The 24,629-nt window shown below is 64.2% G+C and carries 19 protein-coding genes and 1 pseudogene; 13 read left to right on the forward strand and 7 right to left on the reverse strand.

Translation table 11 applies throughout. The annotated features are described in order from the left end of the window. Positions 1–113: 113 nt before the first annotated feature. Together DBV08_RS21020 and DBV08_RS21025 are read left to right on the forward strand one after the other, a co-directional pair. Positions 114–836 (forward strand): ATP-binding cassette domain-containing protein, encoded by a 723-nt coding sequence (locus DBV08_RS21020; protein ID WP_054826521.1) that lies wholly within the window; start codon positions 114–116, stop codon positions 834–836. A gap of 5 nt (positions 837–841) precedes the next feature. Next, positions 842–2,854, forward strand: coding sequence for a YhgE/Pip domain-containing protein (locus tag DBV08_RS21025; protein WP_058039138.1), 2,013 nt, complete (start codon positions 842–844; stop codon positions 2,852–2,854). Positions 2,855–2,862: 8 nt separating this feature from the next. Here the strand turns inward: DBV08_RS21025 and DBV08_RS21030 are convergent, their stop codons facing one another. Further along, positions 2,863–3,435, reverse strand: a complete 573-nt coding sequence (locus DBV08_RS21030; RefSeq protein WP_124568731.1) for a nucleotidyltransferase family protein — start codon at positions 3,433–3,435, stop codon at positions 2,863–2,865. 65 nt (positions 3,436–3,500) lie between these two features. Here DBV08_RS21030 and DBV08_RS21035 point away from each other — a divergent pair, with 65 nt between their 5' ends. The 3 genes from DBV08_RS21035 (at position 3,501) to DBV08_RS21045 (ending at position 5,300) form a co-directional block, all read left to right on the forward strand. After that, the gene (locus tag DBV08_RS21035) at positions 3,501–3,746 is read left to right on the forward strand and encodes a helix-turn-helix transcriptional regulator (RefSeq protein ID WP_007734566.1); all 246 of its coding nucleotides are present in this window, start codon (positions 3,501–3,503) and stop codon (positions 3,744–3,746) included. After that, positions 3,743–4,231 carry a hypothetical protein gene (locus DBV08_RS21040; protein ID WP_050655513.1) on the forward strand — a complete coding sequence of 163 codons (489 nt, stop codon included), beginning with the start codon at positions 3,743–3,745 and terminating at the stop codon, positions 4,229–4,231. The genes DBV08_RS21035 and DBV08_RS21040 overlap by 4 nt, the downstream gene beginning before the upstream one ends. Before the next feature lie 85 nt (positions 4,232–4,316). Next, positions 4,317–5,300 carry an LLM class F420-dependent oxidoreductase gene (locus tag DBV08_RS21045; protein ID WP_185564792.1) on the forward strand — a complete coding sequence of 328 codons (984 nt, stop codon included), beginning with the start codon at positions 4,317–4,319 and terminating at the stop codon, positions 5,298–5,300. Positions 5,301–5,304: 4 nt separating this feature from the next. On the opposite strand, the gene DBV08_RS21050 is transcribed toward DBV08_RS21045, so the two are convergent. After that, entirely contained in the window at positions 5,305–7,539 is a 2,235-nt protein-coding gene (locus DBV08_RS21050; protein ID WP_124568732.1) for a VanW family protein, read from the reverse strand. Between the two features lie 294 nt (positions 7,540–7,833). Beyond that, entirely contained in the window at positions 7,834–9,189 is a 1,356-nt protein-coding gene (locus DBV08_RS21055; protein WP_124568733.1) for an acetyl-CoA C-acetyltransferase, read from the reverse strand. A gap of 130 nt (positions 9,190–9,319) precedes the next feature. On the opposite strand from DBV08_RS21055, the gene DBV08_RS21060 reads away from it, so the two are divergent. After that, positions 9,320–10,666, forward strand: a complete 1,347-nt coding sequence (locus tag DBV08_RS21060; RefSeq protein WP_124568734.1) for a 3-oxoacyl-ACP reductase — start codon at positions 9,320–9,322, stop codon at positions 10,664–10,666. Beyond that, the gene (locus DBV08_RS21065; protein WP_124569037.1) at positions 10,666–11,529 is read left to right on the forward strand and encodes a MaoC/PaaZ C-terminal domain-containing protein; all 864 of its coding nucleotides are present in this window, start codon (positions 10,666–10,668) and stop codon (positions 11,527–11,529) included. Before DBV08_RS21060 ends, DBV08_RS21065 begins: the two co-directional genes overlap by 1 nt. Before the next feature lie 101 nt (positions 11,530–11,630). On the opposite strand, the gene DBV08_RS21070 is transcribed toward DBV08_RS21065, so the two are convergent. Together DBV08_RS21070 and DBV08_RS21075 are read right to left on the reverse strand one after the other, a co-directional pair. After that, positions 11,631–12,230 (reverse strand): TetR/AcrR family transcriptional regulator, encoded by a 600-nt coding sequence (locus tag DBV08_RS21070; RefSeq protein ID WP_003945885.1) that lies wholly within the window; start codon positions 12,228–12,230, stop codon positions 11,631–11,633. Between the two features lie 72 nt (positions 12,231–12,302). Then, complete coding sequence (locus tag DBV08_RS21075) at positions 12,303–13,481, reverse strand: glycoside hydrolase family 3 N-terminal domain-containing protein (RefSeq protein ID WP_124568735.1); 1,179 nt, start codon at positions 13,479–13,481, stop codon at positions 12,303–12,305. 101 nt (positions 13,482–13,582) lie between these two features. Between DBV08_RS21075 and DBV08_RS21080 the strand changes: the two genes are divergently transcribed. The 4 genes from DBV08_RS21080 to DBV08_RS33165 all read left to right on the forward strand — a co-directional run bounded on the left by DBV08_RS21080 (position 13,583) and on the right by DBV08_RS33165 (position 19,865). Continuing rightward, positions 13,583–14,050, forward strand: coding sequence for a universal stress protein (locus DBV08_RS21080; RefSeq protein ID WP_003945900.1), 468 nt, complete (start codon positions 13,583–13,585; stop codon positions 14,048–14,050). 45 nt (positions 14,051–14,095) lie between these two features. Then, a complete protein-coding gene (locus tag DBV08_RS21085) occupies positions 14,096–15,184 on the forward strand; it encodes an isochorismate synthase MenF (RefSeq protein ID WP_124568736.1) in 1,089 nt (362 codons plus the stop codon). 129 nt (positions 15,185–15,313) lie between these two features. Further along, entirely contained in the window at positions 15,314–15,487 is a 174-nt protein-coding gene (locus DBV08_RS21090) for a DUF2613 domain-containing protein (protein ID WP_003945488.1), read from the forward strand. Positions 15,488–15,530: 43 nt separating this feature from the next. Then, a complete protein-coding gene (locus DBV08_RS33165) occupies positions 15,531–19,865 on the forward strand; it encodes an alpha-(1->3)-arabinofuranosyltransferase (RefSeq protein WP_124569038.1) in 4,335 nt (1,444 codons plus the stop codon). Positions 19,866–19,888: 23 nt separating this feature from the next. On the opposite strand, the pseudogene DBV08_RS21100 reads toward DBV08_RS33165, so the two are convergent. Then, positions 19,889–20,938: pseudogene (locus DBV08_RS21100) on the reverse strand (acyltransferase family protein); the annotation flags it as partial. A 216-nt stretch (positions 20,939–21,154) separates the two neighbouring features. Between DBV08_RS21100 and DBV08_RS21105 the strand changes: the two are divergent. After that, complete coding sequence (locus DBV08_RS21105; protein WP_095971372.1) at positions 21,155–22,288, forward strand: DUF3068 domain-containing protein; 1,134 nt, start codon at positions 21,155–21,157, stop codon at positions 22,286–22,288. A gap of 170 nt (positions 22,289–22,458) precedes the next feature. Next, entirely contained in the window at positions 22,459–23,415 is a 957-nt protein-coding gene (locus DBV08_RS21110) for an ABC transporter substrate-binding protein (protein WP_054827952.1), read from the forward strand. Here DBV08_RS21110 and DBV08_RS21115 read toward each other — a convergent pair. Beyond that, positions 23,396–24,622, reverse strand: coding sequence for a lipopolysaccharide biosynthesis protein (locus DBV08_RS21115; protein ID WP_124568737.1), 1,227 nt, complete (start codon positions 24,620–24,622; stop codon positions 23,396–23,398). The two genes, DBV08_RS21110 and DBV08_RS21115, sit on opposite strands and share 20 nt — an antisense overlap. Positions 24,623–24,629: the final 7 nt, after the last annotated feature.

Raw genomic sequence — 24,629 nt, forward strand, 5'->3', positions numbered from 1 at the left:
CGACACATCCCATTCATGGGACAGCTCGCCCGCTACCGATGTGATTGGGTGAGCACGAACGTCCACTGAACCAGCACTCGGTTCTTTCGAAGGCCGAGTAGATCAACAGACAGGTGATCATCGTGGTCGCACCAGAGCACGCACAACCCGATTACGCCCCTGACCTGGCATTGACCGCCACGGACTTGGCGCTCGACGGCCCATGGGGGCCGGTGTTCGGACCCGTCAATCTCGAGATTCGTGCGGGCGGTGTGACCATCCTCGAAGGCTCGGCCGGTTCAGGACGTACGTCCTTACTTCTGACACTCAGCGGGCGAATGAAAGCCAGTTCCGGATCACTGTCCGTCTTCGGTCGAACGCGTCCCCGAGAGATCTTCGAGATCGCCGGGATCGCCGGGTTCGAGGACATCGACGAGCTTGCCGAGTCCGTCACCGTCCGCGATCTGATCACCGAACAAATTCGCTGGGATGCTCCCTGGTACAAACTCGTCGGACGCGCCGGAGACCGCGAACTCGAAGCGGTGTGCGCTCCCGTCTTCGGCGATCATCCGTTGCCTGCGCTCGGCCGATACGTCAGCGATCTCGGGGAACTCGAGGCGACCCTGCTGCGTATCGCCGTCGCGAACACGAAGAAGCCGGCCTTGCTGGTCGTCGACGATCTCGAACAGGTGCGGCGTGACTCCGAGCGCGCATATCTCGTCGAGCGACTGGTCGAGATGGGGAGCTACCAGACCATCATCGCGTCGACCGTCAACCCGCTGCCCGACGGATCACCCATCGATGCCGTCACCCTGCTCCAAGAAGTCACCAATCCCGACCAAGAAGGGGCGAGGTAACCGCGATGCTCGCTGGAATGTCTCTCGGAACCGAACTCAAGCGGTTCTCCCGCGGCGCGATGCCCAGGATCGCACTCGTCACCATCATCTTGATGCCACTGCTGTACGGCGCGATGTACCTGTGGGCCTTCTGGAATCCGTTCGGTGAGGTCAACAAGGTCCCCGTCGCGCTGGTCAACACAGACCGCGGTGCGATGGTGCAGGGTCAGGAACTCAACGCGGGCGACGAGGTAAGCCAAGCGCTGCTCGATTCCGGTGAGCTCGATCTCCACCTGGTCTCACAGCAGGAAGCCGCTCAGGGAGTCTCGGACGGCACGTACTACTTCTCTCTCACCTTGCCTGAGAATTTCAGCGAGGCCGTGGCCTCCCCGACGACCAAGGACCCCCACAAAGCTCAGTTGCAGTTCACCTTCAACGACGTCAACAACTACCTCGGCACCATCATCGGCCAAAACGCCGCCCAGCAGGTCCTCAGTCAAGTCAGCGACAAGATCGGCGCGCAGTCCGTCGAGACGGTCCTGGTCGGATTGACCGACGCGGGTGCAGGTTTGAAGCAGGCCGCCGACGGAGCACTCCAGCTCTCGGCCGGAGTGAACACTGCCAACGCCGGAGCCGGCGAATTGGCGTCGGGCTCGAAAACGCTGGCCGACAACATGGTTACCGCACGTGACGGCGCAGCCACTCTTGCCGGCGGTACAGCGCAACTCTCGACCGGTATCAATACCGCCACGGACGGTGTCCTCGCACTGACCGACGGTTTGGGGCAGCTCGATCTCGGGGCCGTCCAACTGGGCGACGGCGCAAGCCAACTCAGTGGTGGCGTCACCCAGGTCGTCGACCAGCTGAGCGTCCTCGGGAACACACAAGCAGACGTCGCACAGCTGGTCGGTCAGGCAGTGGCCAGCCTTCGACTGAACCCGGATCCCGTCAGCCAACAGATCGCCAACGCCCTCGCGCCTGCCCAGGACATGCTGCGCACTCAGGGCTTCGGCGAAGCGACCATGGGTCAACTGGGCGAACTCAAGAGCGGCGCACAACAACTCGCTTACCAACTCGACGATCCCTCGAGCACCTTCCGCGCCGGGCTCAGCGCCGCGGCCAACGGCGGCGGTGAACTCCGCAACGGCCTGGTACAGCTGCGTGACGGCGGTCAGCAAGTCAACGACGGCGCTCAAACCCTCAGCAGTGGACTGGTTCAACTCACCGACGGCAGCGTCCAACTCTCCGACGGTGCAGCCAAACTCGCCGACGGAACCGAGCAACTCCGTGCCGGGTCTGCCGAACTCGCAACCAAACTCACCGAGGGCGCCGGCCAGGTTCCCAGTTGGACCGATCAGCAGCGAACAGCAACCGCTCAAACCCTCTCCAGTCCGGTCGAGCTGCAGGAGACCTACGAGAACCGGGCAAGCACCTTCGGTACCGGTTTTGCTCCGTTCTTCCTGCCCCTCGCACTGTTCGTGGGCGGCATCATCACCTGGATGCTGCTCAAGCCGCTCCAGAACCGGCCTATCGCAAACGGACTCGGCGCGCTGCGAGTGGTCCTCGCCTCGTACTGGCCGGCCTTGCTCATCGGCATCTGCCAGGTGATCGTGATGTACCTGGTCGTGCACTTCGCAGTTGGCCTGCACCCCACGCACGCCCTCGGCACCGTCGGATTCCTGATGCTCATCACTGCCACGTATATGGCGTTGATCCAGGCGTTCAACGCCATCTTCGGAGTCTCCGTCGGACGCGTGATCACCCTGGCGTTCCTGATGCTGCAACTGGTTTCGGCCGGCGGCATCTATCCCGTGGAAACCACCGCGAAACCGTTCCAGATCATCCACCCGTTCGACCCCATGACCTACGCGGTGAACGGGCTTCGACAACTCACCGTCGGCGGCATCGACTCGAGACTGTGGGTCTCGATCGCCGTCCTCGGCGGCCTTCTCGTCGCCTCACTCGGGGCCAGTTCACTTGCTGCACGCCGAAATCGGCAGTGGACCATGGACAGGTTGCATCCGCCGATCGAGGTCTAGGTCTAGGTCTAGCTCTCCGGCCAAGGCTCCACGGTCAGCGCAGGCCATTCCCTGCGCCACCGTGCCGCCTTGGCCTCGTACACCTCTCTCGGCGCCAGCACCGGGTTGGGGCGGACGATCATGTCGAAGAGATCGCCGTAGCCATGCGGGGCATACACGTCCAAGGTCCCATCCGATCCCTTGGTGATCCCGAAACAGCAAGTTGTGGAAGCGAAGTGGTCGATAGCGTCGCGGCAACTGGTGAACGGAACGCCGGGAATCCCGAAATGTTGCTCGTACCACAGGTGCACGCGGGCTTCGTTGCGTACTTCGACATCGGCATCGACATCGGCGAACAGTTCTGCCGCCGAACGAATCACACGGTCCTCCGCGTCGTAGCTCAGATCGCCGGCGTCAAAATAGAAGAGGTCGTAGTCCTTGACCCCGGCGCCGAGGTCACGGCCGTCGATGCGATTCCAGACGGTTTGGAAGAGCCCACCCGCCGTCAGGTACCACTCCGGCAATCCCAGCTTCGGCGCCCGATCCATGATCGTTGCGACCACCGGATTGGCCAGGCCGATCTCGAGAAATCGTTCACGCATGCACTTCAGCCTTTCATATGACAAGCAAACTTGACATCTAGTGACAAGTATTCTTTACTTTTTGCATGACTGGAAAGGCCGGCGACAACAACGTGCGGGAGCACCGACGCCTCGCCGGCCTCACCCAGGCGCAACTGGCCACGGCAGGTCAGGTGAGCAGACAGAGCATCGTCTCCGTCGAACGCGGCGACTATGCACCGAGTGTCTACCTGGCACTACGCCTGGCACTGGCACTGGGGACCACCGTCGAAGCGCTCTTTCCCCTACCCGAATCGGAACTCACCACAGAAATTCCAGAGGAGACGGCATGAGCACCATGATGAAGGCAATGCGGTTCGTCGGCGATCTGGACGACGACTTCTACAAAGACGAGCGTCAGCGCGACGTCTGGAACGAAGCCTCGGCGGTGGGACTCCAGAGTGTCTTCTGGGCAATATTCGTCAGCTCGGCGATTCTGCCCTGGGTCGCCGGCCGAACAGGGGCGTGGATCTCGCTCGCGCTGCTGATCGTTGCGTTGTTCGGCTCGTTGATCACGATCATCTATGCGAAGCGCCGCGACGTCGATGTCTACGTATTGTCCACCTACGGCCGCCCTCGCGTGGTGATCAGCATCGCGCTCTACCTCGTGGCCGCTGTCGGAATCATGGCCCGTCTCGAATTCGATTCGTACGAAGAATCGTCAACCTGGGTCGGCGCGCTGGTAGGCGCCATCATCGGCGGTGGCGTCGCAATCGCAATCGTCAAACTTCACCAGCAGCGCGCCAAGCGACGCGAAGCGGCCGAAGAACTTCTCTGAATTCCGGAAGTCTGCCCAGCACAACGGAATCCATAGAGTTGGTAAAATCGTGCCAGGTCAACCGATCGCGAGTAACGTCGAAACGGTGAGCACTCGCCTCGGATACCAGATGCCCAACTTCAGCTACGGCGGTCCGGTCAAGGACCTCTTTCCCACCGTCATAGCGCAGGCCCGCGAAGCCGAAGCCGCAGGCTTCGACACTGCATTCGTGATGGATCACTTCTACCAACTCCCCGGAATCGGAGCGCCGGACGCCCCGATGCTCGAGGCCTACTCCGCGCTCTCCGCGCTGGCGACGGCCACCGAGACCATCCAGTTGTCTGCACTGGTCACGGGAAACACCTACCGCAATCCGCCCATGCTCGCCAAGACCGTCACCACCCTCGACGTGGTGAGCGGCGGTCGGGCCATCCTGGGTATCGGCGCCGGTTGGTTCGAACTCGAACACAATTCGTTCGGGTACGAGTTCGGCACTTTCACCGAGCGCTTCCAGAAACTCGACGAAGCACTGCGGATCATCGCGCCGATGCTCCGCGGTGATCGCCCCACCTTCGACGGCAAGTGGTATCACGTCGAGGACGCCATCAACGAGCCTCGCGTCCGCGACGACCTGCCGATCCTGCTCGGCGGTGGCGGTGAGAAGAAGACGTTCGGCCTCGCCGCTCGGTTCGCGGATCACCTCAACATCATCTGCGACCCGTCGGAACTGCCACGCAAGATGGAAGCACTTGCGGCGCGATGCGACGAAGCCGGTCGTGATCCCGCAACCCTCGAAACCAGCTTCCTGACGTTCATGATGATCGACGAGGACGGCGACAAGGCTCGCGCGCATCAGCGAACGTTCCTCGCGGAGCGTGGTCTCGACATCACCACGGCGCCGGAAGACGTGGTCGCCAAGGCCACCGAACGTCATTTCGTCGGCAGCCCGGACGACGTAGCCGAGCAGGTCCAGACGCGCATCCTCGACCACGGCATCGACGGCGTCGTGATCAACCTGATCACCAACGGCGAAGAGCCGGGCATCGTCGACCTCGCGGGCCGCACCCTCGGTCCACTCGTCGGGAAGTAGTCCCCTACTCGCACTTCACGATCGGCACCGGGTCGTACTTGACGGTCCGGGTGTTCGAGGAAATCTCGGCGCCACTCGCGTGGTCGGTGATCACGCGAGTGTCGCTGACCGTGAACCCGGGCGCACCGCTCGAAGCAACACAGCCAGGCCCCTCCGGCAACGTCACGGTGTTCGGCGACGTCGGCGACGTACGCGGGCCTGTCGTCGACGTGACATCGACGGTTTTGGTTCCCCAGATCCGAACGGTGATGTTCGACGAGGTCGCAATCGTCTCGATCATCACGCCGGTCTTCGCCGGATTACGGAACTGCAAGTCGATCGCACCGTCGAAGATGGTCGCCTCACGCGCCTCGGGGTACCGCGAGATGTAGTAACTGTGCTCGGTGTGCGCGACGTCGTCCATGCCGGCGAAGTACGTCGCGTTGTAGAGCGTCGTCGCGAGCTGGCTGATTCCACCGCCGACAGCTTTGTCCGGGCGACCGTTGTTGATGATTCCGGACTCGACGTATCCCTGAGCCGCACCGCGCGGGCCCGTGTACTCGTTGAGCGAGAACGTGTCCCCGGGCTTGATCACGGCCCCGTCGATCTCCGACGCGGCCAGGCCGATGTTCACGCCAGACGCGTATTCGAAACCACCGGTGGTGAATTCGCCGATCACCTCGTTGATGCCGAGGGCCTCCGCGGCTTCGGTGGTCAACGCCGGCGGGACCGGACCGTACACGGCGGGTGTTGCCCGAGAAGCCGTGCTGCCCAACAGAACCGGAAGTTCCTTGACCGTGTCCGGCCAGTTGATCAGATCACCGACAACACCCGGCACAACCGACGGCTTGCCACCAGCGAAGGTGAACGACGCGTCCTTGGGTTGCACTTCCGTCGACACCAACTGCGGAGTCAGAATCTTGATCGCCGCATCCGTGTTGTACTGCGGAGTCAGCCCACCCGAGCCGTCGGGTGTGAAGGTCAGAACCTCACCGATCTGATCGACGCCGAGTGTCGCGACCTTGCCGTCACGGCCGTTGACCACGACGTCACCCGAGACAGCCGGAATGGCGACCTCCTGCAGTGCGCGATCGACACCAGCCTGAGTGACCGTCACCGGCACCTCGTCGACCGGAAGATCGACGACGCCACCATCGGACCATTCGGCGGCGAAGGTCGAACCCGCCTTCTGCGTTTCGAGGGCCTGGCCGGCGGCAGGTGAAACACCCGTCGCCTTCCCGTTCTCGAATACAACTGCGCCTTCGACGGGCGCACGATCACTGTTCGCCGCAAGCTGCGCCATGGAGGTGTCCAACGCTTGCTGGTCGACGGTCGACACCACGGGCACCTCGCGGGAGCCGAAGAACGACGTGATGCGGGTGATCGGGTTGATGGGCTGAGCGTTCACTCCGGAAAGCGTCGCCGACCAGTCGACGTCCACACCTGCAGATGCGGGAACGATCTCGGAGTCGACGCCGCCGGCATGTACGGCTACAGGTTCGACGAGCCTCGGGCCGAGTTGGGCGCGGAGCGTGGCCTCCGCGTCGGCGGGCGTGAGATCACCGATGTCCACCCCGGCGACCTGGGTGCCGCGTGGTGTCTTCCCGGACGAGGTGAAGATGTCCACTCCGTAGGCAATCGCTGCGACGGCAAAGATGGCGCCGACTGCTATCGCCGGTTTGACCCACTTGCGGGAAGACGTCGAAGCAGGCGCTTCCGGTTGTTGTTGTTGTGGCACTGGTGGTGCAACTACCGCTGGTTCGCGGACAACAGGCTCGTACTGCTGCTGGATGGGTTCGAACTTCTGGGTGTCGTACTGCTGCACGAACTCGGGGCGCGGCGGCTTCGGGGGAACCACCACCGCCGGAGGCTCGAACTGCTCTGTCTGCTCGTCGATGGCTTCTGTCGCCGGAGCCTCGTCGACTACTTCCGTCGGCGGGGCGTCGTCCGCTGGGACGACGGGGATGACGGTGGTGACTTCGTTTGCCGATTCGTCGTCTGTCAGCTCGTCTTCGTCTTCGTCCGCTACTGCTGCGTCTGCCGCCTCTGCGGAATCGACTACGTCTGCGTCGACAGGCTGGGGAGATTCGACCGATTCGGCCTCGACAACCGCGTCGGTGTCCTCAGGGGTCTGGGGTTCCTCGACCGACTCGGTCTCTTCGACCGCCTGAGGTTCCTCGACCGACTCGAGTTCCTGTTCCGGGAGGGACGAGTCCTCGCTGTTCGTCTTCTCGACGGACGGACCCTCTTCGTCACTCACCTGTTGGCTCCTCGCTGCATCAACCGTCGCTGCGGCGCTCACCGACAACTCAATACAGGATATCCGGACATACGAGAGCCCCGCGCTGCTGCCAGGTCGGGGGTCAGGCAGCAACACGGGGCTGTCATGAATATCGGTAGCTATTCTGCAGCGTTACACGCCTGCGCGAAAAAGTTTGCAAAGAGTTCGGGGATCCGGCCACCCCTCGTGGCCGGATCCCCGATTACGCATCCCCTCGCGACGATCACTGCAGGTGAGCGCAGTTTTCACTCGCGTGGGGAGATTGTGGAGCGGTTACCGCTCGATGATCGCCGTGACACCCTGGCCACCGGCCGCACAGATCGAGATCAGGCCGCGGCCCGAACCCTTTTCGGCGAGCATCTTTGCGAGGGAAGCGACGATACGTCCGCCGGTCGCCGCGAACGGGTGACCTGCAGCCAAGGACGATCCGTTGACATTGAGCTTGCTTCGGTCGATCGATCCCAATGCGCCGTCGAGGCCGAGGCGTTCCTTGCAGTACTCGTCGGACTCGAAGGCCTGCAGGGTTGCCAGAACCACCGAAGCGAAGGCTTCGTGGATTTCGTAGTAATCGAAGTCCTGCAAGGTCAGACCGTTGCGGGCCAGCAAACGCGGGATCGCGTACGTGGGAGCCATGAGCAGCCCGTCCTTGCCGTGGACGTAGTCGACGGCAGCGGTTTCGGAATCGACGAGGTGCGCCAGAACCGGAAGATTGCGCTCGGCTGCCCACTCGTCGGTGGAGAGGAGCACTGCAGAAGCACCGTCGGTGAGCGGCGTCGAGTTGCCTGCCGTCATAGTCGCGTCGCCGAGCTTGGTACCGAAGACCGGCTTGAGTGTCGACAGCTTCTCGACGGTCGAACCGGGACGGAGGTTGTCGTCGCGGGTCAGGCCGAGGAACGGGGTGACGAGGTCGTCGAAGAAACCGCGGTCGTAGGCAGCCGCCATGTTCTTGTGGCTGGCAGCGGCAAGTTCGTCCTGGTCCTCGCGCTTGACGCCGAATTCCTTGGCGGTGATCGCAGCGTGGTCACCCATCGACTTGCCGGTGCGAGGCTCGCCGTTGCGCGGAATTTCGAGGCCGATCATGCCCGCACGGACGTTGCCGAGCAGCTTGATGCGGTCGCCCGTGGACTTCGCGCGGTTGAGGGAAAGCAGGAACTCGCGTGCCTGATCGTTGACGCCGATCGGAGCGTCGGACGTGGTGTCCGTACCGCCACCGATGCCGGAATCGATGCGGCCGGCCGAAATGGCATCGCCGACGGCGATGATCGACTGCAGTCCCGTGCCACACGCCTGCTGAAGGTCGTACGCCGACGTGTAAGGGCTCAGCGCGCTGCCGAGAACGGACTCGCGAATGAGATTGAAATCACGGCTGTGCTTGAGCACCGCACCGCCGACGACCATGCCGAGCTTCTCGCCTTGCAGATTGAATCGGCTCACCAGACCGTCGAGCGTCGCAGTGAACATGTCCTGGTTGGACGCCTGTGCGTACGCCTTGTCCGAGCGTGCGAACGGAATGCGATTTCCGCCGACGATCGCAACCGGACGGCGCTGACCTGCAGAATTTGCAGCGGCTGCGGCCGGTGCAGTGCGAGGTGCGGCGGGCTTTGCATTTGAACGGGCTTTGCTTGTCACTTGCGTCTCCAAGGATGGTGCGATTACCTGTTGAAGACTATTCTTACTCAGTAGTAAGTTACTTGTCTATCGCCGCATTCTTCCGATTGCCCGGTGAGAGACAACCCGAAACACAACAGAAGGTAGGACCGTGGCAGCCAGCAAGGGAGCTCCCGACCTCTATTCACAGTTCCTCTCGTCCGCCCCCGGCGCATTCATCGCGTCGAAGGCCGGCCTGCCCAGGCCCGAGAACCTGCGTCGCTACAAAGCAGGGGAACCCGCACTCGCCGGACCTGTCCTCATCGGCGGCAAGGGTCGGCTCGCAGAACCGCTTCGCGTACTGCTCTCCGACTACCCGGCAGCTCAGGCACACGACAGCAGCTTCGGCGGGCTCGTGTTCGACGCAACCGGAATCACTCAGGTCAGTGAGCTCGAGCAGCTGTTCGAGTTCTTCCAGCCCGTGATCCGCAACCTCGCACCGTCGGCTCGCCTCGTGGTTCTCGGCACGACGCCGGAAGAAACCTCGAGCGTCGACGAGCATGTCGCGCAGCGCGCGCTCGAAGGCTTCACTCGCAGCGTCGGCAAGGAGATCAAGCGCGGTTCCACCGCTCAGCTGGTCTACGTCTCCCCCAAGGCGTCCACCGGACTCTCCGGCGTGGAATCGACTCTGCGCTTTCTCCTTTCGGCGAAGTCCGCCTTCGTCGACGGCCAGGTCATCGTCGTCGGTGCTGAAGATTCCGTCGCGCCCGCGAGCTGGGACAAGCCGCTCGAAGGCAAGGTTGCCGTCGTCACCGGCGCTGCCCGCGGCATCGGTGCCACCATCGCCGAGGTCCTGGCCCGCGACGGCGCTCACGTCGTCTGCGCTGACATCCCGGCCGCCGGCGAAGCACTGTCCGAGACCGCGAACAAGGTCGGCGGCACGTCCCTCGCCCTCGACGTCACGGCAGCCGACGCAGCCGAGGTCCTCGCAGCTCACCTCCTCGAGCGTCACGGCGGAGCGGACATCATCGTCCACAACGCCGGCATCACCCGCGACAAGACCCTCGCCAACATGGACGAGGGCCGCTGGAACATGGTCATGAACGTCAATCTTCTTGCACCGCAGAAGATCACCGAGCACCTCGTCGAGAAGGGCGCCCTCAAGGAAGGCGGCCGCGTCGTCGACGTCTCCTCCATCGCCGGCATCGCAGGCAACCGCGGCCAGACCAACTACGGCACCTCCAAGGCCGGCGTCATCGGCCTCGTACACGCCGAAGCTCCCGTCCTGGCGAAGAAGAACATCACCATCAACGCCGTCGCACCGGGCTTCATCGAGACCGCCATGACCGCCGCCATCCCCTTCGCCACCCGCGAAGCCGGCCGCCGCATGAGCTCGCTCCTGCAGGGCGGTGAGACCGTCGACGTCGCCGAGACCGTCGCATACTTCGCGAGCCCGGCCTCCAATGCCGTTACGGGACAGGTCGTTCGCGTCTGCGGCCAGAGCCTCCTGGGCGCATGATGGCGACAAAGACCGTCGCGCTCACCGAGCAGCCGAGGACCCTCGACATCTACTCCCGCGCGGTACTGGGATTGCTGCCGTGGAACAAGTCCAACTCTCGCTCGGTGCCACAGCAGACCTTCACCCTCACCGGACTGAAGGTCGACACCGACAATCTGGCGGCGTACTGCCGCGTGACCGGACTGCGGTTCGGCGATACTCTGCCGATCACGTACCCCTTCACCTTGGCCTTCCCGACGGTGATGAAGCTGATGGTGTCGAAGGACTTCCCCTTCGCCGCCGTCGGTTCCGTTCACGCCGAGAACGTCATCGAATCACTACGGCCCATCTCCGTCAGCGAACCGCTGGACCTCTCGGTGCATGCCGAGAACCTGCGTGAGCACCGCAAGGGTCTGCTGATCGACGTGATCACCGAAATTCGGGTGGGACGGGAACTGGTCTGGCGACAGACCTCGAGCTTCCTGAACCAGCAGAAGACCTCCCTGTCCGGCCAGCCCGGTCCGGAGCCCAAGGCAGACGAGGTCCCGCCGATGCCGATGAGCACCCTCCGCGTCGACCAGACCACGATCAGCAAGTACGCCGCCGTCTCCGGCGACCGTAATCCGATTCACGTCTCGTCTCTGGGCGCGAAGGCTTTCGGTTTCCCGAAGACAATTGCTCACGGAATGTGGAGTGCCGCGGCACTTCTGCGGACCGTCGAGGGGTCCGTCGCGGACAAGGTCACCTACAGCGTGCGTTTCGGCAAGCCGATTCTGCTGCCGGCGACGTTGAATGCCTACGCCGACCGCACCGACGACGGCTGGGATCTGTCGCTGCGTCACCCGAAGAAGGGTTACCCGCACGTCACTGCGACGCTGCGCTGACCTAAGTTTTGTCGGGTTTCCCACCCACCCAAATTGAGCGAACGTACCTTTCGGCGCCTTGGATGCGCTGAAAGGTACGTTCGCTCAGATTGGTTTGGGGGCTATTCGGACTTCTTCTTGCCCGAGAGACCGCGCCACGCGAGGGATTCGAGTAGGTCCGCGGCGGCGTCCACTTCGATTTCCCCACCCGCGACCCGGTCAGCTACCGCCTCACCGGCGCCGACGAGTGCGATGGCGATGATCCCGTAATCGTGCGCGGCATCAGGATCCTTGGTGCTGGACTCGAGCAGATGCGCGGTCAACTCGATCAACCGATCGCGGCTGGACTGCACGGTTCCCGCAAAAGCCTGCTGCCCGACGGCCTGACGGTAGAGCACCATCCACGACTTGCGGTTTGCGCCCACGAACCCGAGGAAGCCCTCGAGAGCGGCGCGCAATTGTTCACGCGGAGTCAGGTTCGGCGCGCCCGCGGGGGCGAGAGCTTCGAGGAAGCGGAGCCCTTCACGATGAATGCACGCCGCGAACAGTTCTTCCTTCGAGCCGTAGTACAGGTACAGCATCGGCTTCGAGATCTCGGCTTTGGCCGCGATGGTGTCCATCGAAGTTTCGTGAAATCCCCTGTCGGAGAACACGTCCACAGCCGCGTCGAGCATCTGCTGCTCACGCACTGCGCGTGGCAGTCGCTTGGTACCGCCGGCCATGCTTCCTCCAACCACAGGGTAAATGTCGATCTTACTCTACGGTAAGATTGTGCGTCGAATCCTGACTTCGACTCAGCAGGTCACGGCACCTTTGGCGGTGGCAACTGTGACGACGGCCTGATCGACCCGTGCCTGCGGAAGCTCACCCGACGCGACGGCCTGCTCGAGATGGTCGAGCACCCGCGGAACGTCATCAGTGGTCAGCCACAGTGCCTGATCGACACCTGCCACCAGCGCAGCCTGAACCGCGTCGGCAATATCGTATCGGTCGGTGATCGCCTGCATGCCGCTGAGGTCGTCGGTGAATACCGGGCCGGTGAACGGCGCTGCGCCGTAACCCACTCCGTCGCGAAGCAACGCAACGGCGGCGGGGCTGATGCTGGCAGGGGTACCGGGCTCGGTCAGACCGGGAACCTCGAGGTGCCCCATCATGACGCCTACTCCGGTTCCCGACAGCTCGCGAAAGGGAATCAAGTCCGACGCGATCAGATCCTGCAAGGGCGGCGTTGTCACTTCACCCCGGTGCGAGTCACCCGACGCGCTGCCATGCCCGGGAAAGTGCTTGATCACCGGGAAGATTCCGGCGTCGCGCATACCCTGCGCGTACGCACCGGCGTACGCAACCACGGTCTGGGGGTCGTCGGAGTACGAGCGGTCACCGATCACGGAGTCGTCGGGTTGGCTGCTCACGTCGACGTCGGGGGCGTAGTTGACGGTGATTCCGAGATCCTTCAACCCGCGTCCACGCTCGAGAGCCATCTGGTACGTCTGTTCCACTGTCATGGTCTGCGCTGTTTCCCTGGCCGACGGATCGGGCCCGAGAATGTCCGCGACGCGGGAAACTCGTCCACCTTCTTCGTCGATCGTCACCATCAACGGCAACTTCGACGCCGAAGCAACCTGCGGCACTTCGCGATTGGTGAGCATCGACTGATCGGTCCAACTTCCGACGAAAATGCCGCCGATCTCCTCGTTCTGCACTATCGACATCGCGTCGTCGGTCCCGGTGACGCCGACGTTGAGCAGCTGGGCAAGTTTCTGACGCAGGGACAGTGAAGCCAGAAGGTCACTACCGCACGACGCGGCGACGGGTGCGGAGCTGGATGCCGCAGGCGTCGACGTGATCTCGGAGGTGGTGCTGGTCGGGGCGCTCGAAACCGGATCGGCGGTCCCGTTTTCGCCCGAGCATCCCGCAACCAACCCTCCGCACAATGCAATGGTCGTCGCAGCCTTCAGAAACTTGATCCGCATACCTCGACCGTAACGGACCCGGTACCCATACACTCCCTCACGGGCACATCGGGACGGTAGCCTGGAAGAGAACCGATTCCCCCGCTGACGAGGAGGTCGTGATGCCACAAGGTCTGATGCTCATCGCGTACGACGGTTCCGACAACGCCAAGCGTGCAGTCGACTACGCGGGGCGTTTCCTCTCCGCCAATCGCGCTGTTCTCGTCACTGCCTGGGAGCCGATGGTTCGCCAGGCCGCTCGCATGTCCGGCCTGTCCGGGGTGATGCAACCGGAGTGGGTTCCCGACGACGACGTCGAGGACATCGCGTACACCGACGCCAAAGTCACCCTCGCCGAGGGTGTCGCACTGGCCGAGGCCGCGGGCCTGACCGTCGAAGGTAGAAGCGCCGAGTGCCGCTCCGCGATCTGGTCTGCAATCTGCGAAACCGCAGACGAATTGGACGTCGACATCATCGTGACCGGCACCCGAGGCACTACGGGTTTGCGGTCGCTACTGCAGAGCAGTGTCGCGGATCATGTTCTGCGTCACAGTCATCGGCCGGTGTTGATCGTCCCTCCGGGGAAGTGACCTTCGCGCATTCCTGATCCGGGGCCGACTAGTGTCGAAAGCACCATGGACGGTTTTGTTCTCTCTCGCCCCGATCACAGCGTGGTCACCCGCGGCGTACGACGCAGCTTCGGCAGCTCCGACGCGGCCACCCACGCTTTGTCGGCAGGTACGACAAAGCTGATCGTCGGAGCGCTGCCCTTCGACCCCGCTGCCCCAACGGCGTTGTACGAACCTGCCGAGGCGACGATCGCGTCGCGGCCGTGGCAACCGGTCGATCCCCCGGCGCTGCCCACGACCAAGGTGGGCCGGGAGATCCCGTCGGCGTCGGAGCATCTTCGCCGGGTGGAAAAGTTGATCGGACGCCTCCGCAGTGGAGAGATCGACAAGGTTGTCGCGGCTCGCACTGTGGAGCTTCGGACGCAGACTCCGATCTCCCCGACCGCGCTCGCCGCTCGCATGGCGGCGCTCAATCCCGTCGCCAACACCTTTGCCGTCGACCTATCTGCTGCGGGAGCCGAATTCGAGGGCCACAGCCTGGTCGGCGCAACGCCCGAGGTATTGGTCAGTCGACGCGGGCGCGTCGTGACGTGTCGCCCGTTGGCTGGGACAACCAAGCGATCCACCGACTCCGAACAAGACCGCGAGGCCGGCGAGAGCCTTCTGCGTTCGACGAAGAATCTGGCCGAGCACGCCTTCGTGACGGCGTGGATCCGCGAGGTCCTGCAACCGATGTGCAGTGATCTGTCGGTACCGGCAACGCCCGAACTGACCAACACTCAAGAGGTCTGGCACTTGGCCAGCCCGATCCGCGGCACCCTGCGAAACGACACCACTGCGCTCGACCTCGCCATCGCTCTGCATCCGACGCCCGCGCTGTGCGGAACACCCACCGACGTGGCACTGAAGGTGATCCGCGAGACCGAGGAACCGCGCCGTTTCTACGGCGGCGCCGTGGGATGGTGCGACGACGCCGGCGACGGTGATTGGGTGGTTGCCATCCGCTGCGCCGAGATCAGTGCAGACGGCCTCAGTGCCTGGGCCAGCGCGGGTGGCGGAATTGTCGCCGAATCGGATCCGCAGGACGAACTCGACGAGACGTCCACGAAACTGCGCACTCTGTTGACCGCGCTCGGTGCCGAAACCCTCGACTGACCAGCACGTCACGAGGGTAATCGTCCGGATTCTCGAGTGCGGGTGATACCTTGACCCGAGCAGTTCGTACGGGCCGGTAAGTCCGTCCGACCGCGAACGACCGACTAACGACCAATTGGGAGATCCGCGATGACGAAGTTCCTTGTCCCCGGTGTGGCCAGCGCTGTCATCGGTGCCGTTCTGGGTGCCGGCGTCATCTTCGGTGTCACGGCCGCCGCGTCGGACAACACTCGTCCCGAGATCGACCGCAGCGGAAACGCAGATTCTTCCGTGCTGAACCAGGTTGAGTACGGCAGCCGCTGAGAGCGCAGGCCTCGCGAGTTCCCGTTCTTCCGCCGACGCAGCGGTGTCTTCGGTAGACACCGCCCCGTCGGCAGAGCCCCTGTCGAAGCGGTGGCTGTTCGGCGCCTCCGTCGTAGCGTTTCTTCTCACATTTCTGCAATCGCCGGGTCTGATCACCGCTGACACCAAGTACGACCTGACGCAGAATCCGTTCGGTTTTCTCGAACGCGCGTCGCATCAGTGGAGCAGTCAGGCCCCGCTCGGCCAGGTTCAGAACCAGGCCTATGGATATTTCTTTCCGCACGGGCCGTTCTTCGCGCTCGGCGAGTTGGCGAACGTTCCGCCGTGGATCACTCAGCGCGTCTGGTGGGCGCTGCTTCTGATCGCAGGTTTCTGGGGCATCATCCGAGTTGCCGAGGCTCTCGGTATCGGCAGCCGTATTTCGCGCGTCATCGCAGCGCTTGCCTTTGTTCTTTCTCCCCGCGTGCTGACCACTCTCGGTTCGATTTCCTCGGAAACCCTGCCGATGATGTTGGCGCCGTGGGTGTTGTTGCCGGTGGTTCTGGCCTTCGGCCCTGTGCGTGGAAAAGGAGTCCCTGGACTCCCTAACCGCTCACGGGGGTTGAGGCGGTTGGCCGCACAATCCGCGCTTGCCGTCGCCCTCATGGGTTCGATCAATGCCGTCGCCACCGCCGCAGCCTGCCTGGTCGCGATCATCTGGTGGCTCTCGCACAAACCCAACCGAACGTGGCTGACGTTCACCGCATGGTGGGCGCTGTTCGTTGCACTCGGCACTCTCTGGTGGATCGTGCCGCTACTGCTGCTCGGCAAGATCAGCCCACCGTTCCTGGACTACATCGAGTCCGCCGGTGTCACCACTCAATGGGCGTCGCTCGCCGAGATACTGCGCGGCACGGACAGTTGGACCCCGTTCGTCTCCCCCGAACGCATTGCCGGCGCCGTTCTGGTCACCCAGCCCGCAGCAGTTGTCGCCACCGGTCTGGTTGCCGCTGCCGGCCTCGCCGGGCTCTGCATGCGGTCCATGCCCGCTCGCGGCCGGCTGACGCTCATCCTGTTCGTCGGTATCACCGGCCTGGCCGCGGGATACGTAGGTGAACTCAGCTCACCGGTATCGGAGTCGGTACGCCTGTTCCTCGACTCGGCGGGCGCGCCGCTGCGCAACGTCCACAAGCTCGAGCCGGTGGTCCGCCTACCGCTGGTGCTCGGACTCGCACACCTGCTGGCCAAAGTGCCGCTGCCGGGATCGGTTCCACTCGCCCGATGGCGCCGCGCGTTCGCCCATCCCGAGCGCGAACCGATGGTCGCACTGACCAGCCTGATCCTCGTTGCCCTCACCCTCTCGACGGCCTTGGCCTGGACGGGAAAGCTCGCTCCCCGCGGTGCGTATCCGGACGTCCCCTCGTACTGGAACGAAGCAGCACAGTGGCTCGAGGACAACACCTCCCCCGGATCGGAAGCCGAACGTGCCCTGGTCGTCCCGGGAGCGCCCTTCGGCAGCCAGGTCTGGGGTCTGACTCGTGACGAACCGCTCCAGGCGTTGGCGAGTACGCCGTGGGCGGTGCGTGACTCGGTCCCGCTGACCCCTCCCGGCGCCATCCGAGCGCTCGATTCGGTGCAACGTCTGATCGCCGACGGACGTCCGTCGGACGGCCTCGCGCAGACCTTGCTGGGGCAGGGCATCCACTATCTGGTGATGCGCAACGACCTCGACGGCGAAACGTCGCGCTCGGCCAGGCCGATACTCGTGCACCAGGCGGTCGAAGGCTCGCCGGGGATCGAGCGCGTCGCGCATTTCGGTGAAGACGACAGCCCCGAACCGGTCGAAGGGCTGGTCGCGGACAGCGACCTGCGTCCCGGTTACCCGGCCATCGAGATCTTCGAGGTCACCGCGCCTGACGGCTCCCCGGCGGTCAGTGGACCGTACTCCGTCGACCTGAACCAGGTTCCGCGCGTTCAAGGCGGTCCGGAATCTGCTGTGCGCCTTCACGAAAGCGGGCTGATCCCGGGGACCGGCCCGATGATTCTCGCCGCCGACGCCGAAGCTGCCGGACTGCCGGTCGATTCGGTCACCGTCACCGACACCCCACGCGATCGGGAAACCGATTTCGGTCAGGTCGACAACCACAGTTCCGCCCTGCGCACCCCTGACGACGCTCGTCGTACCTACAATCTGGTGCCCGACTACCCGGTAGCGAACACGCCTCTCGTGGAAGGCCGTTGGAGCGGCGCTTCGATCACCGTTTCCAGCGCAGCCTCCGACGCCACCCAGCTGGGCGGCACTTCACCGTCGAGCAGTCCGGCATCGACGGTCGACGGCGATCCGGCCACCGGCTGGTTCAGCAACGGCATCGAGCGTGCACTGGGCCAGTGGTTGCAGATCGACTTCGACACACCGATTTCCAGTGGCCTGCTCCATCTGACCACCAGCGCCGCGGCGATCGGCGCTCCGGTCAAATGGCTCGAGGTCTCGACACCGAACGGCAGCACGGCGGTGAAGGTGGAGCGTCCCGGTGAGCCCATCACCGTCTCGATCCCGGGCGGCAACACTCCGTGGGTACGCGTCACGGCGACTCACACCGAAAACGGATCGCCTGGAACACAGTTCGGCATCAGCGAACTCTCCGTCGAAGACTTCTCCGATCGCAGCGCGCCGAAGTCCGTCCCGATCCGTTTCGACACAGTCCTGCCGAGTACGCCGACGGGCGCATCCGTGAACGCCTGGGATTTGAGCCAGGAGTTCCCCGGCCGCAACGCGTGCGCCGTCTCGACGGACCGCGTGCGGTGCAGCAATGCATTCATGGCGATACCCGAAGAGCCGAGCCGTTTCCAGCGCACGCTCACGGTGCCCGAAAACACAGTCGTTGCACCGACACTGACTGTCCGAGCGCGTCAGGGCAACGCCCTCGAAGATCTGCTTTCCGCCCCAGGCCGAATCACGGCTTCGGGTTCCAGCGACATCGGCGACACACGCGGATCTGCCTTCGCTGCCACCGACGGCGACCCACGCACCACGTGGTCGGCGCCGCAGAGCACCACCGAACCGGGCGGCCCGAAACCGACTCTGACTCTCAACCTTCCCGAGCCCACCCTGGTCACCGGCCTGGACATCACACGGGGACTTGGCACCCTGCCCTCGCTGCCGACCAGCGTCGCGGTGAACCTCGGCAACGGACCGCAGGTTCGAGCGCTGCCCGACCTCGAAGACGAAACGCCTCGAACCAGTCGAGTTACCCTCTCCCCCTACGTCACCGACAAGATCGTCCTCAGCGTCACCGATTGGGAACCGGTCCTCGATCAGACGGCGCTCGGCTTCGCCCAGGCGCAGCCCACCGGCCTCGCCGAGGTCGGCGTCGTCGGCGCAGACGGGACACCGATCGCCGGTTCCGGCGTGCAGGGCACAGACTCATTCGACAACCGCACCGTCACCGTCCCCTGTGGCGACGGCCCGACCATTTCGGTTGCCGGACAGCAGTTCCCTACCTCGATCACAGCGACGGCGGCCCAACTTCGCACCGGCGCACCGGTCGAGGCACGTGTGTGCGACCTGGACGCGTCGGCAACTTTGCCGGCGGGACAGCCTGAAGTAGTCGTCGAACCGGGCCCCGCATTCTCGGTCGACAATCTCAACCTGACGGCTGTCGGTCCTTCAGCCGCGCAACGGAATACACCGCTCGAATCGACCGCGTGGACGGCGAATCACCGAGAACTCACCGTCACGAACTCGTCCACCGATCAGTTGATCGTCAATCCCGAGAGCACCAGCATCGGTTGGATCGCCACGGCGCCGGACGGTTCCGAGCTGACGCCGGTGGTCGTGAACGGTTGGCAGCAGGGCTGGATCGTGCCGGCAGGCACCGCGGGAACCGTCACCATCGACTTCCCCAGCGACCGTTGGTACCGTCTCGGCATCTTCGGCGGGCTCGTGTTGCTGATCCCGCTGCTGTTCGCAGCTCTTGTCCCCACCCGCCGAGAACCCAAGCCGCACATACCGCCCCGCCCGTGGCGCAGCGGTGCGGCAGGATGGGTGGGCGTGCTCGCGGCGGCCACCGTCATCGGTGGCGGAGTGGGAGCGGCGATCGCGGTCGTGTGCTCGATCCTCGGACTTGCCGCGCTGCGAATCTTCGGCCCGGCTCGGACCGCACGCATTCTCGTCGGCACCGCCGGCGTGGCCGCGATGATCGGCATCACGCTGCTCTCGACCGGACCGTGGCGGGCACCGGGCGGCTATGTGGGCGATTCGTTCGCGATTCAGTTCTCGATGTTGGTGGCCTTGGTCGTGACCGGGTTGGCCGCGTTGCCCTTTGCCGGTTCACCGATGTGGCGACGCTTCTCCCACCGCGTCACCGCGACGCGCGCCGGTTCCTCCACCAAGGCGTAACTGGCCGAGGCCACAGCGACGCTCAGGACGACCGTGAGGGCCAGGACGTAGAAGAAGCTGCCCGAGAACGGAACTATGCCGAATACGGGGAACACAGCGTTCAATACGGCCAGGTGCCAGATGAACAGGCCGTAGGACCAGCGTCCGATTGCCAGCGCCAAAGGACTGGCCAGGAACCGATGCTGCGATTGATCGCGCAGAACCAGTGGCGCGATCAACGAGAAACTGATGATCGCACCGAGTGCAATCTTGATCGCGTACTGCCACGGCTCCGGCCGCACCAGACCTTCGGGCCCGGCCAGATCGGTGCACGAGAGAACGAAGGCGATAAAGGCAATGAGGGTCAGGAGTACCCGACGGTGCGCGAGGCGATGCACCCACGTCGACGGGCCAACTGCCAACTCGGCCAGCACCATGCCGGCGCCGAACCACGGCAGGTAGCCGGGCAACCAGTTGTCGTGGTGGATGGCGTCCGGCGTCGGAATCGGAATGAATGCCCACGCCAGGGCCAGCACCGACACTCCGAGCAGAAGCGGTAGCCGGTACCGGGCAGTGCCGCCGCGCAACCGCACCATCAGATACGCGAACAGTGGCAACAGAACGTAGAACGCCACCTCGACCGACAGGCTCCACATCTGCGTGAGCCCCTCGGTGAGCGTCAACGGCACGAAGACCTGTGCCAACCCGAGATTCGCGAGCCACACCTGGTAGCCCCCACCGGCGCCGGGCAGGAACAGCAGGATCAGGACCACCGCCACCCAGTACGCCGGCAGGATGCGCGTCGCGCGGGAGATCCAGTACCGGACCGTCGGCTGCGGCTGCCCGATTCCGCGGGCCTTTGCCGCGTGCGGACGCCACAGCAGAAATCCGGACAAAGCAAAGAACACCGCTACGGCGAGGTCGAGACGGCCGAACGCTCGCCCGATCGCGCCGGACTGCGCTTCACCGGTCTGGAACGCGACATGGGTGACGAGGACGCCGAGCGCCGCCAATCCGCGCATACCGTCCAAAGCCGGAACGAAGCCCCGAGCCTGTGGCGGGACCGTCTGAGAGGAATTCGTGGAACTGATCATCACGGATAAGTGTGCACCCCAGGCCGATTGAGGGAAACCACCAGGGACTCACAACAAAATGCCTGGCCAATTCATGCCCTCATGCGACAAACCGGGCCGGTGGACTGTTAGTGTTCTGCCACACATGGTGTCCATCGGGGGCCCCATGCGATCTGCGCAGCTCATATTGTGCCGGTTGGGGAACCTCGAAAGACTTAACGGGTTAGGAGTCACAGCATGGCGGAACGCTCAGGGCCGAGCCGGATACTTCCTTGCATTCTGGTGGGCCTCGGTGCCTTCCTTTTGGCCATCGCCATCCTCATTCCTACCTACACGGTAGGCAAGCTGGAGAAGACGCCACTCGACCTCGAGGTGACCACCGTCGCCACAGGCACCGGTAGCGTCCTCAACTCGGCGGCCCTCCTCGCCGGTAAGGCACAGGTCGACAACAACGTGCCGATCGTCGCTCAGCGCTACGTCACCACGCAGGACCCGTCCGACGCCGACATCATCACCGTCGAAGCCGGCCAGACGGTCCGTCGTACCGACAAGCAGGGCGATACCGGGCTGCTGACCGCAACCCTGGACCGCGTCACACTCGATCGCGTCAGCTCGATGCCGACCAACGATCCGGTCGGAACCGTCCAGACCTCCAGCGACCAGCCCGCCGAAGAAGTTTCCCGCGACGGTCTGCAGTACAAGTTCCCGTTCAACACGGAACAGAAGAGCTACCCCTACTTCGACCTGAACGCTCGCGCCACGAAGGACATCGACTTCGTCGAAGAGACCGAGATCAACGGTCTGAAGGTGTACCACTTCCAGCAGACGATCGATCCCGTCGACCTGTCGAAGGTCGTCAACTCCCCCACCAACAAGCTGAGCCTGCCCGCCGACACCTGGGGCGTTCCCGGTGGCGCTACTCCGATCACGATGACGCGTTGGTACACCAACGTCCGTGACCTGTGGGTCGAGCCCAAGACCGGCGTTGTCGTCAAGGGCCAGGAACAGTTGCACCAGTACTACGGACGCAACAAGGATGCCGTCGACGTCGAGGTTCTCAAGGTCACGCTGCCCTTCGACGAAGCCACCATCGAGTACCAGGTCCAGCAGGCCCGTGACGGCATGGACAAGCTCTCGCTGTTCGGCCGCACCGTCCCGATCGTGGCAGGTGTCCTCGGTGTCATCGCACTGATCGCCGGTATCTTCCTCGGGATTCGCAGCGGCAAGGGCGGAACCCCGGCCCGCGCTGCACACGGCGGAACGAACCAGAATCCCAGCGGCCAGGGCTCGCCCGAGCCGGCTCCGGGTGAGCACGACTGGACCTCGGACGACACCCAGGTGATCCCGCGTCCGGATCTGCGCAAGGACTGATTCAGGCAGTAAGCAGAGCGCCCCTTCCACACGGAAGGGGCGCTCTGCTGCGTTTCGGGACTTTGTTGCCGGATCGGCGTACGGATTGGCGCAACGGGTCGTTCCCTCCGCGTGGTCGCGGGCTTACCGTTTTCTGGAAGTCCAGACCACCCCCGAACACGAGGAGCCACATGCCCGCATCAACCGTTCTGGGTTCGCACATCTGTGTCAGCGATCTGACGCGACGGAGATTTGTTGTCGGCAGTGCTGCATTCTCCGGGCTGTTCGCCGCCGGTTGCGCACGATCTGCCGGTACCGAGGGCGATGCAGCCGGGATGCGCACGGTCACGACCTCGCTCGGAACCTACGACATTCCGGTGACCCCGAAGCGCGTCGTCGCCATCGACTCCCGACTCGACCTCGAACCGGCCGTCGCGATGGGCCTGCCGGTCATCGCGTACAGCTTCGACGCCGCCGAACCGTGGGTTCCGGCCGATCCCACGGCGCAGGTGTTCGAGGCACCGGTCAACGTCGAGGCAATTCTCGCGCTGGAACCGGACCTGATCATCTGCACCGACATCGGTGAGGCCTCCGACATGTGGCCGCTGCAGCAGTTGAGCCAGACAGCTCCTGTGCTTCCGATGGACTTCACGCGTCCGTGGCGCGAGAACATCGACCAGTTGGCGAGTTGGCTGAATCGCACCGAGAACCCTGAGGTCCGTCAGGTCATCGGAGCGTACGAGGACAAGGCAGCCGGACTGAAGGAACGCCACGCCCAGAGCTTGGCGAGCAAGCAGATCGTGCTGCTGAACTACGTGAATCAGAAGGTCAACGGCGTCAACCGTAAGGGCATCTCCACGCAGGTGGCCGAGGACCTCGGCGTGCGACTCCAGTGGCCGGTCGAGGGACAGAAGGAGATCTCCACCGAAAACCTCGTGACTGCCCTCGACTCTGCCGACGGAATGATCGTCACCACCGCGCCCGGTGTGGATCCCGTCAGCGACGACCGTGCGATGTGGAACCGTATCCGCGCAGTACAAGGCGACAACGTCGTCTACACGGGTGGAAACATCAACTACGGGTCCGTCTACACCGCGATGCGTACGCTCGACTACTTCGACGATTTGTTCACGCGTCTGGAGAACTGACGCCGCTGTGAGGTGCCGGCCCGGCGCGGTCGGCACTTCGCACCGCGGCGACGGACACCGCCAACGCCGTCGTCGACGCAACCACGACGGCGACGCCGATCAACTCTCCCGGCGTCTTCGCCCACACGAGCATGACCGTCGCCTCCACGGCCAGTCCTGCCCACGCCAGAAGGGCCACTCGCGTGCGTTCTGACGCGATTGCGGACAGCAAGGCACCCTGGAGTACCGCCAGCGCTGCACCGTGCAGGGCGAAAGCCCACAGCATCGGAGCGACGGCGGCGTACGCGTCGCCCACGAGCATCGGCACCAGCGGGCCTGCAACCGCCGCCCCCAGAACCAACACGGCGCCGATACCGACGAGCACCGCCAACGCCGAGCGAACCGCTTGCGCCGAGTGCGCCGGATTCGCCATCTTCGGGTACAGCACGACGCCCACTGCCTGTGGAAGCCAGAACGCCACCTTCGTCGCGACGGCGCCGAGTGCGTAGACACCGGCGTCGTATTCGCTGAGGACGACGCGGACGATCAGCAGATCCAGCGAAGACAACGCGATCAGCGCGAGCTGAACCTGCGACGCCGCGAGCACGGAGACAACCCCGATCCGCACCGGACGGTCCTCGCTCACCGAGACGGTTCGGTCGACCACACGAACTATCGCCACCAGCAACGCAGTTCCGGCCGCGCCCGCGACCAAGGCGGCGCCTGCTCCGCCGCCGAATGCCAGAACGATCACTGCCGGAAAACCTTTCATCACCCCGGCCCCGGCCAGTACGGCGCTGAGAGTGCCGAATCGGCCGTGCCCCTGCAACAAACCCTGCTCCGTGGCCAGCAGAACCAACATGGGCGCGGTCACCAAGGCCGAGAACGCCGCCACGATTCCGGTGTCGAGTAGCCATGCCATCGCCGGAGCGAGCGCCACCGCGAGAACGGCGACGATCGCGGTGCATCGATACCCCAACGACCGCAACGCATCTGTGCTCTTGCCACGCACCGCCTCGCGGGCGACCACCGTCTGCAACGCCAAAGCCGGAACCGCAAGTACCAACTGGGCGGCAAGCAGACTCGCGAACTCTCCGTAGCCGACCGGACCCAACCATCGGCTGGCCAACCATGCCAACAGGTACGACGCGACATTGGCCGTCATCGATCCCACCAAAACCATGCCGACCCCGGCCGCGGCGGCGCGATCGAGTGGTTGGCGAGGCATGGCAGTA

Origin of the sequence: Rhodococcus sp. KBW08 (assembly GCF_003852455.1) — a bacterium.
Taxonomy (GTDB): Bacteria; Actinomycetota; Actinomycetes; order Mycobacteriales; family Mycobacteriaceae; genus Rhodococcus_F; species Rhodococcus_F baikonurensis.